General features: G+C 39.9%; 8 protein-coding genes. 5 read left to right on the forward strand and 3 right to left on the reverse strand.

The window, feature by feature from the left end:
* Window positions 1-146: 146 nt before the first annotated feature.
* Complete coding sequence (locus JL001_RS15330; RefSeq protein ID WP_200977587.1) at window positions 147-2,528, forward strand: glycoside hydrolase family 127 protein; 2,382 nt, start codon at window positions 147-149, stop codon at window positions 2,526-2,528.
* A 3-nt stretch (window positions 2,529-2,531) separates the two neighbouring features.
* Here the strand turns inward: JL001_RS15330 and JL001_RS15335 are convergent, their stop codons facing one another.
* Window positions 2,532-3,989 (reverse strand): potassium/proton antiporter, encoded by a 1,458-nt coding sequence (locus JL001_RS15335; protein ID WP_200977589.1) that lies wholly within the window; start codon window positions 3,987-3,989, stop codon window positions 2,532-2,534.
* A 96-nt stretch (window positions 3,990-4,085) separates the two neighbouring features.
* Here JL001_RS15335 and JL001_RS15340 point away from each other — a divergent pair, with 96 nt between their 5' ends.
* Entirely contained in the window at window positions 4,086-4,457 is a 372-nt protein-coding gene (locus JL001_RS15340; protein WP_200977591.1) for a hypothetical protein, read from the forward strand.
* A gap of 91 nt (window positions 4,458-4,548) precedes the next feature.
* Entirely contained in the window at window positions 4,549-5,061 is a 513-nt protein-coding gene (locus JL001_RS15345; protein ID WP_200977593.1) for a hypothetical protein, read from the forward strand.
* Between the two features lie 61 nt (window positions 5,062-5,122).
* On the opposite strand, the gene JL001_RS15350 is transcribed toward JL001_RS15345, so the two are convergent.
* Entirely contained in the window at window positions 5,123-6,010 is an 888-nt protein-coding gene (locus tag JL001_RS15350) for a dienelactone hydrolase family protein (RefSeq protein ID WP_200977595.1), read from the reverse strand.
* A gap of 356 nt (window positions 6,011-6,366) precedes the next feature.
* Between JL001_RS15350 and JL001_RS15355 the strand changes: the two genes are divergently transcribed.
* The gene (locus JL001_RS15355) at window positions 6,367-8,043 is read left to right on the forward strand and encodes a sodium/sugar symporter (RefSeq protein WP_200977597.1); all 1,677 of its coding nucleotides are present in this window, start codon (window positions 6,367-6,369) and stop codon (window positions 8,041-8,043) included.
* A 162-nt stretch (window positions 8,044-8,205) separates the two neighbouring features.
* Complete coding sequence (locus JL001_RS15360) at window positions 8,206-10,932, forward strand: DUF5695 domain-containing protein (protein WP_200977599.1); 2,727 nt, start codon at window positions 8,206-8,208, stop codon at window positions 10,930-10,932.
* 65 nt (window positions 10,933-10,997) lie between these two features.
* Here JL001_RS15360 and JL001_RS15365 read toward each other — a convergent pair whose 3' ends face one another.
* Window positions 10,998-13,403: a glycoside hydrolase family 127 protein gene (locus JL001_RS15365; protein ID WP_200977601.1), complete on the reverse strand. Its 2,406-nt coding sequence runs from the start codon at window positions 13,401-13,403 to the stop codon at window positions 10,998-11,000.
* Between the last annotated feature and the right edge of the window lie 127 nt (window positions 13,404-13,530).

The raw sequence follows: 13,530 nt of genomic DNA on the forward strand, positions 1-13,530 counted from the left end.
CATGCTAAAATTATATTTTTTTAGTAGAAAAATATTTACAAAGGTGTTGTGGAATAGCCTGATTTATAAATGCTTCTCAGCGCCTTTTGAATTTAATTTTTCATCCGATCAAGGACAAATAAGAAACCCCATATAGCCAATCTTTCATGAAACAATTATTGATTTTATTCCTTTTGTCTCTGACCGTTTGCTGTCGTAAGGCCGATCAGCATAATGGACCACTTATAGCTTTTCCACTGGATGACGTGCAATTATTAGATGGGCCATTCAAAAAAGCCCAGCTCACTGATATGGATTACATCTTATCCATGGAACCAGATAGGCTTTTGTCTCCATATCTCAAAGAAGCAGGTCTGCAACCCAAAGCAAAGAGCTACCCTAACTGGGAAAATACAGGGCTTGATGGCCACATTGGGGGACATTACCTTACAGCTCTATCCTTAATGTATGCTGCTACTGCCAATGAAAAACTTAAAGAGCGCCTGGATTATATGGTGGATGAGTTAGCCCGATGCCAAGAAATTAATGGCAACGGCTATATAGGAGGCATTCCAGGTGGACAAGCCATGTGGGAGGAAATTGCTGAGGGAAATATAAGAGCAGGTCGCTTTTCGTTGAACGATAAGTGGGTGCCATTATACAATATCCATAAAATTTATGCAGGGCTTTATGATGCGCATACGATTGGAGGAAATGTCAAGGCCAAAAAACTATTGATCAAATTGATGGATTGGATGCTTGATATAACCTCTGATCTATCGGATGAACAGATTCAAGAAATACTTTATAGTGAACATGGGGGACTTAATGAGGTATTTGCCAAAACATCAGAATTAACTGGAAACAAAGAATATTTAGATTTGGCAGTTAAATTCTCCGATCATGAGATCTTGGATCCTTTGTTGGAGAAAAAGGACATGTTGACCGGTATGCATGCCAACACCCAGATTCCAAAAGTGATAGGTTTTGAACAGGTAGCTAGGCTAAATGGAGATGAGAGCTGGCTTGCAGCATCAGAATTTTTTTGGGATAATGTTGTCAATCAAAGAAGTATTTCCATCGGAGGAAATAGTGTTTCAGAACATTTTAACCCGATCGATGATTTTAATGGAATGATCGAATCTGTTGAGGGAGTTGAAACTTGCAACAGTTACAATATGCTCAAATTGAGTAAGGATTTATTCTATGAAAAGCAGGATGCAGCTTATATGGATTTTGTGGAGCGAGTGCTTTATAACCATATCCTTTCATCCCAGCATCCTGATGGAGGTTTCGTTTACTTTACCAGTATGCGTCCCAGACATTATCGGGTGTATTCGCAAGCGCATGATGGTTTTTGGTGTTGTGTAGGTTCTGGCTTGGAAAATCATGGCAAATATGGAGAGTTTATTTATGCTCATGATCATCGAAATATTTTTGTGAATTTATTTATTGCTTCCAAACTTTCATGGAAAGAAAAGGGACTTGAACTGATCCAACAAACCACTTTTCCTGAAAGTAATGAAACAGAATTTACTTTAAATCTAGAAAATCCCATTGATTTGGGGTTAAAGATCAGGTACCCTGGATGGGCCGGTGCAGGAGAGATTGCCATTTGGGTAAATGATCAAAAGGAAGAAATAGGGGAAGGGTCTTTGGATTACATTTTGTTGGATCGAAATTGGCAGGATGGTGATAAAGTTCGTGTTCAACTACCTTTGCAATTAGGGGTGGACTACCTTCCTGCTGACAGTAGTTGGGTTTCTTTTAAATATGGACCAATAGTTTTGGGGGCCGAAACAGATACCACTGACTTAGAAGGGATATGGGCTGACGATAGTCGCATGGGACATGTGGCCAGAGGAGCATTGTACCCTTTAGATAAAGCTCCCTGGCTGGTTGCCAATAATGATCAGGAGTTGTTGGGAAAAGTAAAACCAATTTCCGAAAAATCACTTTTGTTTGATCCAAATGAATTGCTGTACACAGAGGCATATAAAGGGGTGAAGCTTAAGCCATTTTACCAAATCCACGAAGCTAGATATATGGTGTATTGGCCTGTAGTCAGTGAAACGGAAGTTAAAGGAAAACTTGAAAAACTACGAGTTGAAGAAGAAAAGATGCTGGCCTTAGAGGCTAAAACAGTGGATAAGGTAAAGACTGGTCAGCAACAGCCGGAATCAGACCATTTTATTGCTAGTGAAGCGTCATGGACTGGGATCAGTCATGGGGATCATTGGAGAGAGGCGAGGGGTTGGTTCAGTTATCAGTTTACTGACAAGGACAAGGTAGCAAAGACCATAAGGGTTACTTATCACGCTCAGGACGGAAATCATCAATTTGACTTACTGCTCAATGGAGAATTGCTCGCCAAAGTGAAGGAAGAAGGTAATGGGAATGATGGGTTTTATAGTGTAGATTATGAAATCCCAAATAAACTCGTTTCAAGTTCTGGTGGCAAATACGAAATAAAACTTCAGTCACTTGAAGGAGAAAGTACAGGAAGAATTTACCATTTAAGGTTGATCAAAGAGGGGAACCAAAACTAGAAATTAGAGCAAAGCATTTTTAATGATTGTTTCTTGGTCTGTATTTTCAAGCATAATCATTAAAGTGTCCCCAGCTTCTATTTCAGTTTGCCCGTTTGGGGTAATAAATTGACTGTTCCTGTTGATGAGCACAATCAGACAAGTACTGGGCAGGTCCAGTTCCAGTATTTTTTTGCCAGTTGCGGGTGATTCTGTTGGGATATCTAATTCAATCAGTGCATTCTTAAATTCATCGGAAAGCTCAAGATCCAAAAGAGACTTTCTTTTTAAGGAAGCAGGAAGCGCAAGGTCAAGTAGTTTGGCCGCCAAAGGAAGGGTAGTTGCTTGTAAGGCAACTGATGTGAGGACAATAAAGAAAACGATATGGAATATCACTCCGGAGCTTGGTAGTCCAGCAATCATGGGAATGGTCGCAAAGACAATTGGTACCGCCCCTCTAAGACCTACCCAACTGAGAAATGTTTTTTCCCTCAGTGAGAATTTGAACGGAGCTAGGGCCAAAAATACTCCGAGCGGTCTGGCTACCAAGATCAGAAATAATGCTGCTGTCAATGAAATGCCAATAATTGGAAGCATCTGGGTAGGGAAAACCAATAAGCCAAGGGTGATAAACATCACCACTTGCATCAACCAGGCCACTCCATCAAAAAACTTCATCATGCTCTTCTTGTGGACCATTTTTCCATTACCCACCGTCAAGGCACAAATGTAAACAGCCAAGAAACCGTTTCCGCTAAATAGATCAGTCAATGTGTATGTAAGCATCACCAATGCAAGCATTAATACCGGGTAGAGTCCTTCAAAGTCCAAATTGATTTTGTTCATTAAGAGGACACACATTCTTCCCATCAACCAACCAACCAATGCACCTACTGCCATTTGAACAAAGAAAAATGGAATGATTTCCCAAATATTGTAATCAGGTGCCACTATGATACTTGTAAGGGCAATAGTCAAAAAGTAAGCCATGGGATCATTGCTACCACTCTCCAATTCCAAAAGCGGTCTGAGGTTTCCTTTTAAGCCAATACTCTTTGCCCTGAGAATAGAAAAAACAGCAGCAGCATCTGTTGAGGAAACGATGGCCCCCAAGAGCCAACTTTCCATAAAATCTAGATCAGAAACCCAATAAACAAATGCACCCAAAGTTATACTTGTCAGTAATACGCCAACTGTGGAAAGAGAAATTCCTTGCCAAAGAACAGGCTTTATACTTGGCCACTTGGTATCCAACCCACCAGAAAAGAGAATAAAGGTAAGCGAGATGATACCCAGGAACTGGGTCAAGTTTGGATCATCAAACATTATTCCTCCAAGTCCGTCAGATCCGGCAAGCATTCCTACACCCAAAAAGACCAACAAAGCTGGAATACCTGTTTTTCCAGATGTCTTACTGGCAATGACTCCTGCAAAAAGTAAGAGAGAACTAATCAATAAAATGTTTTCAGTGGTTAAGGTCATATCGGTTGATTGGTAGATCAAAATTAATAGACATGTAATCTTAAACAATAGTTTCAATTTGTTGAACTAATTTAAGTTGTTTAGCGTAATGACTGTATGAAAATTAAGTCCGTATCAGCCGTGCTATTTTATGTATTGCTTTGGGTATTCCTTCCGGGGATATATTCTGGGCAGGCTGAGTGGTCATTGAAGGAGATTTCTCTATTGGAGGAATCTGTCCAATGGAACGCTAAAGCTTATCAAGCTTGTCATGGACAAGTTAGCAGTTATAATTTTTATTTTAAGCAGCCCTCCATTGAGTTTACCGATAATGATTTTAAAGGATTAAGTCATTTTTTCTACGGGATTCCTCGTAATTTCTATTTATTTGATGGTTCCACGGAATTGTGGGAAAATGGGTTTCAAAAGCCCATTGAAGGAGCCTTTGTCTCCACCATGATTATATTTCCCTTTCATTATTTCTGGTAGACAAGACAGCTTTTCTGTTTGAATTTTAAGTTACACCCCGAGGTTTGAGTTACTTCGGAGTGCTTATGTCTATACCTTATTTTATAAAAAAATGAAAGAAACAACAATCATCATTACGGTGGTAGGATCTTTATTGCTGTTTTTCCTACCTCTCTACCTGAATAGTAAAAAGCATTCAAGAGAGAATAAAAAGCTCAAAGAAGAGTTGGTGAAAGCGGGAAGTAAGGAAAATTTAAATTTAAGTAAGTTAAACGTTTGGCGAAGTTTGTATGGGTTGGCCATGGACAAAGATAAATCGATTTTGGTTTATGGGAATTCAAGTCAAGAAAAGGTCAATTGCAGCATTGTCGAGTTGGAACATTATAAACTTTGCAAGCCTGCAAAAGTGCTCAGAGATGTTGGGACCGGTAAAGAGAGGCACAAAGTAGTAAGTAAAATCAACTTGGTGCTACTGCCAATGGATGATAAATTTCATCCAGTTAACTTTGAACTGTTTAATGAAGATCACCATTCCAATATTATTATGGAATGGGAATTGGCTCAAGAGTGGGCCAAAGAGATCAACAATCACCTTATTAGGACAAAGGAAAAGTATGTAGCGTAACATAGGAAGCCTTTTAAAGTAAACAGGGAAGGTTTTTCGCCTTCCCTGTTTTTTTAGTTGACTAGCCCAAGTGTTTATGGAAGAAATCGATAGTTCTTTTCCAAGCTAATTTTGCGGCTTCCTCATCATATCTTGGTGTAGTATCGTTATGGAATCCATGGTTGGCATTGGGATAGATATAGGCTTCATATTCCTTTCCATTTTCTTTTAAAGCTTTTTCATAAGCAGGCCAACCGGCATTGACACGTTCATCCAACTCACCGTATTGAAGCAGCAAAGGGGCATTGATTTGGGGAACCATTTCAGCAGATGGTTGGCTACCATAAAATGGTACTGCGGCTTTAAGGTCAGGGATTTTTACCGCCATCATATTGGAAATCCATCCACCAAAACAGAACCCTACCACTCCAATATTACCAGAGCATTCAGGGTGGTTTTTGAGGTAAGTAAATGCTGCAATGAAATCCTCCAACATTTCGTCTCGATCTCTTTGGCGCTGCAAAGCTCTTCCATCATCATCATTGCCCGGATAGCCACCTAAAGGACTTAAGGCATCAGGAGCAATGGAGATAAAACCTTCTAATGCAGCTCTTCTGCCCACATCAGCAATATAAGGATTTAAGCCCCTATTTTCGTGAACCACTACAATGCCGGGCAGTTTTTTGTTTGCATCTGCTGGGCGTGAAAGTTGTGCTTTGATCTCTCCACCTCCCTTTGGAGAAGGATAGGTAATGGTTTCGGTTTTTAGATCTTGATGATCAATAGGAACTTGAATATTGTCCTGGTAATTGGGCATGATAAAGCTCATAAGCGAGGATACAGTCAAGCCTCCCACGGCAAAGGCGGATAGCTTTTCCATAAATTCCCTTCGTTCCAATTTGTTATGGGCATAGGCATCATAAAGGTCAAAAACTTCTTGCTTGATGTCTGCTTTGCTAAGTTTTTTCATGGGGATGTTTTTAGGTTATTAATGTGGTGGAAAAAAGGATAGTTATACATCCTTATAATTTACAATTTAATCTTTTGAATTAGAAAAGCAGGTTGATTTCTTTGAACGGTAAGATTTTGAGTTAAATCAGTTTACAGATTTGAAACGAATGATAAGTTATTAGAATAGGATTTTAAAGACATCAGAATACCTATTCATTCTTGATTCAGCTGTTTTCTTTTTAGCTCGTTCTTAAAAAAATCTATAATGTTTGATTGATTTCTTTTGTTCTAAGACTAAAATTTAACATCATTGCGGAGCTTTTTTGTGCAATTTTGCATTCAATTAAATTAACATTAACCTAATTACTTCATTTCATGGAATTTGCCATTTGGGACAAAATCATCTTTATCTGCTATGGACTGATCATTATAGGCATTGGCTTATGGGTGTCCAGGGGAAAAGGTGGGACTTCAGAAGATTATTTCCTTGCCAGTAAATCATTGCCTTGGTGGGCCATTGGAGCTTCGCTGATTGCAGCAAACATTTCAGCAGAACAATTTATAGGCATGTCAGGCTCCGGTTTTGCTGTTGGATTGGCCATTGCCTCATATGAGTGGATGGCGGCATTGACATTGCTGATTGTGGGGAAGTATTTCTTGCCTGTGTTTATCGAGAAAAAACTGTATACCATTCCGGAATTTGTAGAGGTAAGGTATAGCACCACATTGAAAAGTATTTTGGCGGTATTCTGGATCTGCCTATTTGTTTTTGTGAACCTGACTTCAGTGCTTTATTTAGGAGCTACAGCCTTGGATACGATTATCGGTGATGGCAGTGGGTCTATTTTTACCTATTGCATTTTCGGTTTGGCCTTATTTGCTGCAGCCTATTCCTTGTATGGTGGTCTTTCGGCCGTAGCTTGGACAGATGTGGTTCAGGTAGTTTTGTTGGTAGTAGGTGGATTTATTACTACGATTATTGCCTTGTCACATGTAACAGAAGGAGGAGGTGTTATAGATGGCTTGGTGACGATTTATGAACAGGTACCGGAAAAGTTCTCTATGATTTTGGAAAAAGGGGAGATTATCACCCCGAATGGCAAAGATGCTTGGTGGGATTTACCGGGCTTGGCAGTGCTGGTAGGTGGACTATGGGTAGCTAATCTGTACTATTGGGGCTTTAACCAATATATTATCCAAAGGACCTTGGCCGCAAAGAGCCTTCAGGAATCCCAAAAAGGGATTGTGTTGGCAGCTTTCTTGAAATTGTTGATTCCTTTGATCGTAGTTATTCCTGGAATCGTGGCCTTTGTTATGAATTCAGGACCTGATGGAGCAGTGGGAGAGATGTACACAGATCCCTCTTTTATTGCAGAAGGTGGGAGAATTATCAATGACAACGCGGCACCTTGGTTGATCAAAGAATTTGTCCCCACTGGATTAAAAGGACTGGTATTGGCAGCTTTGGCAGCAGCGATTGTTTCGTCTTTGGCCTCCATGTTAAATTCTACTGCCACTATTTTTACCATGGACATTTTCAAGCCTTATTTTGGAAAAGAAGCTTCTGAACAGAAGTTGGTGAATGTAGGAAGGTTATCAGCTACTTTAGCCTTGATAATTGCGGTAATATTGGCTCCACAGTTGAAAAATTTGGGACAGGTTTTTCAATATATCCAAGAGTATACAGGGATTGTTAGTCCTGGAATATTAGCGGTGTTTATGCTTGGTCTTTTCTGGAAAAGCACAACCAATCGAGCGGCTATTTTAGGGGTTTTGATCTCCGTTCCAATTGCTTTTTATTTTAAAGTAGCACCAAATAGTTGGTCGGATAGTAGCATTTTCCTTAACCTTCCTTTTATGGATCAAATGTTCTATACTTGGATTTTGACCATGTTGTTTATGATCTTGATCAGTTATTTGGAAACTAAAGGAAAAGCACATCCAAAAGCCATTATCATTGGAAAGAGCTTATTCAAGACAGAGCCAGTTTTCAATATTTGTAGTTTTGCTATAATTTTGATTTTGGTTATGCTGTATGCCATGTTTTGGTAGACTCCGTTATCATTGAAAACATGTAAAAAAGGCTTGGTATTTATATTATACCAAGCCTTTTTTACATGTTGGATTTAAACAACGTGTGACCACTTTGATATTTTTTAGAGGTAAAGGAAAAATTGTATATTTTTATAAGTGTAGTTAGAACAATTTATACTTATGATGCATGGAAGGCCCAAAAATCTCCTGATTGGATTTTTTACTGTTATTGTGACTTTAGGTGTTAGCCCAGCTAAAGCACAAGATATTTGGGATAATTTGAAAGCAATGCCCCAAACACTCGGCGTTGAAAAGGGCTTTTTAGAAGTTGAGACTACTGATTTTAAGATCAAGTTGGTGAAGGATGCAGGCACCGTGGCCAGTTTGATTCCTAAAAGTGACCCTAGCTTTGATTACAGTCCTTTTGAGCACTTGGATAAAAGAGGGGGGAATGGCTTATATCAGTTGGGTGACATTAACTTAAGGATAAAATCTGATGCTAGCAGGGAATGGAAAGCTTATTCCAGTGCTGGAAACAGGCATACGGTAGATTCGGTACAAGGAACCGAACACACCCTGTCAGCTACGAATTTAGCCAATACCTTTCCTGAAGATTTTCCTTTGGAGATCATTAGGTATTGGGAAGAAAGGAATGACAAACTGATCTTGAGATTTGAAATAACCAACAGGACTGATCAAAGCATTTGGATTGGAGGATTGGGATTGCCATTGATCTTCGATAATATTTTGCATCACAAAAGTTTGGAGGAAGCTCATCATCAAAAGGTTTATTTTGACCCCTATATTGGAATGGATGCAGGTTATCTTCAAGTGAGTAGGTTGGATGGCAATGGACCTGTGCTTTTGGTTACTCCCTATGAAAAAACTCCTTTTGAAGCTTACCGTCCACTCTTGGATGACCCTACACCAAGGAGTGTAACTTTTGAGGGGTTTCATGAATGGCAAATTTATACCCAAGCGTTTACTGACGATGAATGGCAGGGTGTTTCTCCCTGGAATTCACCTCATAGTAAGACTTTGAAGGCAGGAGAAAGCATGGAAATAGGCTTAACTTTTAGCATTGGTGACAAAATCAGGAATATAGAGGAGAAGTTGATCCAAGAAGGGCACCCGGTAGCTATTGGAGTTCCAGGTTATGTTTTGCCTCAAGATGTCCAGGGAAAGCTTTTTTTGAATTATCCTGCTAAAATCTCTTCAATTGAAATTTATCCCAAAGGCTCATTAACAGTTCATAAAGAGAAATCTAAAGATGCTGATTGGTCAGGATATACAATACGAGGCGAAAAATGGGGAAGGTCAAGGTTGACCGTAAAATACAAAGACGGAACCCTGCAAACCATTCAATATAAAGTGATCAAGCCTGAGACAAATGTTCTAAATGATTTGGGTAATTTTCTAACCAATGAACAATGGTATGAGAATCCCGATGATTTTTTTGATAGAAATCATTCTGTAATTTCCTATGACTATGAGGAGAGGAAAAAGGTTCTCCAAGACAGAAGGGTGTGGATCGCTGGACTAAGTGATGAAGGAGGGGCAGGTTCTTGGTTGGGAGCTATGATGAAACAATTGGTGGCACCAGACTCCAAAGAGATTGACAAATTAGAGCAATTTGTCCATGAAACCCTTTGGGGAGTTATTCAATATAAAGAAGGCCAATTCAAATATGGAGTCAAGAAAAGTCTTTACTATTACGAACCTGATAGTATGCCCCAAGGTACTTATGATAAGAATATTGACTACAGTACTTGGGCTGCATGGAGTAAAAAGGATGCCTACAGTACTGGGAGGTCTTATAATTACCCACATGTTGTGGCGGCTTATTGGGTTATGTACCATTTGGCTCGACATTATGAGGGACTGGTAGACAGAGAGGTTTGGGACTGGTATTTGAATCAGGCATTTGAAAGTTCTTTGGCCATGGTGGAACAAGCTCCCCACTATGCCCAGTTTGGACAGATGGAGGGAAGTGTTTTCCTCTACCTTTTGCAAGACCTGCAATTGGAAGGCTGGACTGAAAAAGCCTTGGCCTTAGAGAATATCATGAGGAAGCGGGCGGATATTTGGGAGTCTCTTGACTTTCCTTTTGGAAGTGAAATGCCTTGGGATTCTACAGGTCAAGAGGAGGTTTACATGTGGTCAGATTATTTTGGTTTTGATATCAAGGCAGAAGTTACTTTGAACGCTATTTTAGCTTACATGCCTACTGTGCCGCATTGGGGTTACAATGGTAGTGCAAGAAGGTTTTGGGATTTTCTGTATGGAGGTAAAATCAGCAGGATAGAAAGGCAACTGCATCACTATGGTTCTGCCCTTAATGCTATTCCAGTGTTAAAAGCCTACAGGGATCATCCTGCAGATTTGTATTTGCTTCGTGTTGGATATGCTGGTATGATGGGAGCTATGGCCAATATTACCCAAGAAGGTTTTGGTCCTGCTGCATTTCACTCATTCCCAAACACGCTTAAAATAGATCCGCTGTCGGGGGATTATGGTAGCGGTTTTTATGGTTATGCCGTGAACAATGGCGCTTATCTTTATAAAGATGAACGTTTTGGTTGGTTGGGTTTTGGAGGTAATGTAAGTCATAAGAAAGATGAGGTAAGTTTAAGGCTTACCACTGGAGCAAAAAATGCCGTTTTCATTGCTCCAACAAAAGCTTGGGTCACCACGAAAGCTGGAAAAATCATGAGTGCCAGCTATAATGAAAAGACAAAAGCAGTTACACTAGAACTAACAGGAGATAAGCACACCCCTTTAGCAAAAATAATGGTGGAAGCTGAAGGGTATCATGTTGAAGGGGACTTTGAATTGGAAGGAGGAATGCTGATTGTTCCATTGGCACTGGAAGAAACAAAGCAGGTAGTTTTGACTTATGGTAACTAAAAGCAATCGGTGAAAACTCAGCTTAGTTTAGCACTGTTTTTTTCATCGAGAAAACCCAAAGAATTCTATTTCTTAATTAGTTTGATTTCTCCATACACTGGGCCTGCTGTATTATTCTTGTGGGGCACAAATTTCACATTGATCAATTCTTTGTTTTCCGTTATAGTCGGAGGAATGTCATAGGTGATATTGTAAAATTTACTGTCCTTGTACTGGTTAAGGTCTTCGCTTGCAATTTTTTCACCCTCAACAAAAATGTCAAAATTTCTTCCTCGGTTATCCATGCCCCAATAGGAACACATCAGTTGATGTTCAGCACCTCTTGCAGGCTTTAGCGTGAAGCTAAAATAGCCGCCGTCTTCAGCAGTACGCCACCGCTGCCGATGGTTCTCTCCCGTGGTGGTTTTTTCTCCTTCAAAATTATGGTCACGTTCAGGCTGCATCTCTCCCAAACGGATGCGATCCACTGTTCTTAATTCCAGCTTTTGCTTTTCTTCTCGCTCTTCGGCCAAAATCTGTTCTTGTTTTTCCCACTCCTCAGGGCTAAACACATCCAAGTAAACGGTATAATATTCCTCTTTGGTTTGGTAGAATGGAATAAGCTTGACATCATTTGGAATTCCTACGTTATGGGTGTTAAAGACCAGCGGGCTTTCATCATTTTTAACAATAAGCTTGTTTGGGCTTTGATCTGCACTGACCAGGGCTGGAATTCCTTTAATAGGGTCAGGTTCTGTATTGCCAAATACCCCAGACAATAATACTGGGCCATAAAAATAGGCCTTGCGGTTAGTGTTGTCCGGCATTTCACGTGCATAAAGTGTCATTGGAAATTCCAAAGAAATTTGGTCTCCATCTCTCCACTTTTTTTCCAACTTATAATAACCGTTTTCTTCTAACTTGGCTTGGCTTGGTTTTCCATTGATTTTTATCTGTGTCCCTGAAGCTTCTGCCCAGTTGGGTTTTCTAACCATTATGGGAAATTGGACATTCTTGGAGGTATTAATGGTCAAAGTAGTTTTACCATTTTGAGGTAGTAAGGTTTCTTGGGTTATTTTTATGCCTTTTTCCTCCCAATTCAATTCTGATGGAATAAAGAGGTTGACAAATATTCCACCATCCACTGATTTGAAATAGATGGATTCCCCATATTTAACATGATTTTCCATGCCCGTACCCACACAACAAGTAAAGCTGTGTTCCTTATTGCTGTACCATTTTCGGGTTCCCATTCTTAAAGGAACGAAGTAACACATCATGCCATCGTCAGGATTTTGAGAGGCAAGAATATGATTGTAAAGCGCCCTTTCGTAGTAGTTCATCAATGATGCAGCTGGCGCTAAGGCAAATAGGTGACGGGTCAGCTTCAACATGTTATGGGTATTACATGTCTCCATGGTATTATCAGTCAACTTATCGCTAAGCTCATCTTCAGCATTGAGGTATTCATAGTTGGCATTTCCACCGGGGGCGTAGGTATGGTGGTCAACCATGGTCTTCCAAAAAAAAGTGCCAATTGTCCAATCACTTTTATTTCCTGTTAACTCATATCTTCTTGTGGCGCCAATGACCTTTGGGATTTGGGTATTGGAGTGTTTGCCAGGTAGTGGATTGATTTTCTTTTCCAAAGGCTCCATTACAAAGTTGTCATGAAATTTTAAGGAAAGTTTTAGGTATTTTTCATCCCCAGTGAAGGCATAAGTATTAGCTAATGCCTCGTTCATTCCTCCGTATTCACATTTGAGCATCTCTTGGATTTGTTCGGGAGAAAGATTGGCAAGTAAATGGTCAGCCCAGTCAGCTATACCGATGTTGATTGTCAATGCTTTTTCATTGCCTGTATAAATATAGGCATCCATAAGTCCTGCCATGATTTTGTGGACAGTATACCAAGGAGCCCATGCCCCGTTCAGGTCAAAACCTCGTGATTTGATATTGCCTTTTGCCACTTCATTCCACATCTCATCCTCATTGGGTATGGCACCAATATATCCGGTTCTTCGGGCCTCTTGACATAAGGCCAGTTCATCAACGATGTAATTCACCCGGTCGAGGAACTCCTGTTTTCCTGTTGAGGCGAAATGCATGGATAAGGCTGAAAGGTAATGTCCTAAACTATGTCCTGCCAATCCCATAGATTCCCAACCACCATAGATTTCAGCTTTTGGTTCTAGGCCGGAATGAGACCTGAATTGTGAGAGCAATCTATCAGGTTCTAGAAAGAGTAGGTAAGCTTCATCTGCTTTCATTGCATCCAGAAATGGACCAGGAAGCAATTTTACTTCTTCTAACCCAAAAGGATATGCTTTTATGTTGGTGCTGGATTTTACTTTCATCAATTCTTCCTTTTCTGTAGGAAGGTATGATTGACAATATGTGGAATTGACCAAAGAAAATAATCCGAATAGGCTTATCAGACCAGTGACTAAAAGTCTTTTTTGTCTCAACGTGGATTGGATAAGGGAAACCATAGGTTTGTCATTCAGGTTTGTTAGGGTACAGACTGAATAATGTACTTCTGACACTTTATATATTAAGTATAACTACAATTATTCACAAATTCACGGTGATGGTAATACAGTGTTAGGATTTAATAAT

It is taken from the genome of Echinicola sp. 20G (genome assembly GCF_015533855.1).
Classification (GTDB): Bacteria; Bacteroidota; Bacteroidia; order Cytophagales; family Cyclobacteriaceae; genus Echinicola.

What these genes read in the sequence shown, in the direction of transcription:
- JL001_RS15355 (WP_200977597.1), top strand. Translation starts at nt 6,367, where the DNA reads ATGGAATTTGCCATTTGGGACAAAATCATCTTTATCTGCTATGGACTG.
- JL001_RS15365 (WP_200977601.1), bottom strand. Translation starts at nt 13,403, where the DNA reads ATGGTTTCCCTTATCCAATCCACGTTGAGACAAAAAAGACTTTTAGTC.
- JL001_RS15340 (WP_200977591.1), top strand. Translation starts at nt 4,086, where the DNA reads ATGAAAATTAAGTCCGTATCAGCCGTGCTATTTTATGTATTGCTTTGG.
- JL001_RS15350 (WP_200977595.1), bottom strand. Translation starts at nt 6,010, where the DNA reads ATGAAAAAACTTAGCAAAGCAGACATCAAGCAAGAAGTTTTTGACCTT.
- JL001_RS15360 (WP_200977599.1), top strand. Translation starts at nt 8,206, where the DNA reads ATGATGCATGGAAGGCCCAAAAATCTCCTGATTGGATTTTTTACTGTT.
- JL001_RS15335 (WP_200977589.1), bottom strand. Translation starts at nt 3,989, where the DNA reads ATGACCTTAACCACTGAAAACATTTTATTGATTAGTTCTCTCTTACTT.
- JL001_RS15345 (WP_200977593.1), top strand. Translation starts at nt 4,549, where the DNA reads ATGAAAGAAACAACAATCATCATTACGGTGGTAGGATCTTTATTGCTG.
- JL001_RS15330 (WP_200977587.1), top strand. Translation starts at nt 147, where the DNA reads ATGAAACAATTATTGATTTTATTCCTTTTGTCTCTGACCGTTTGCTGT.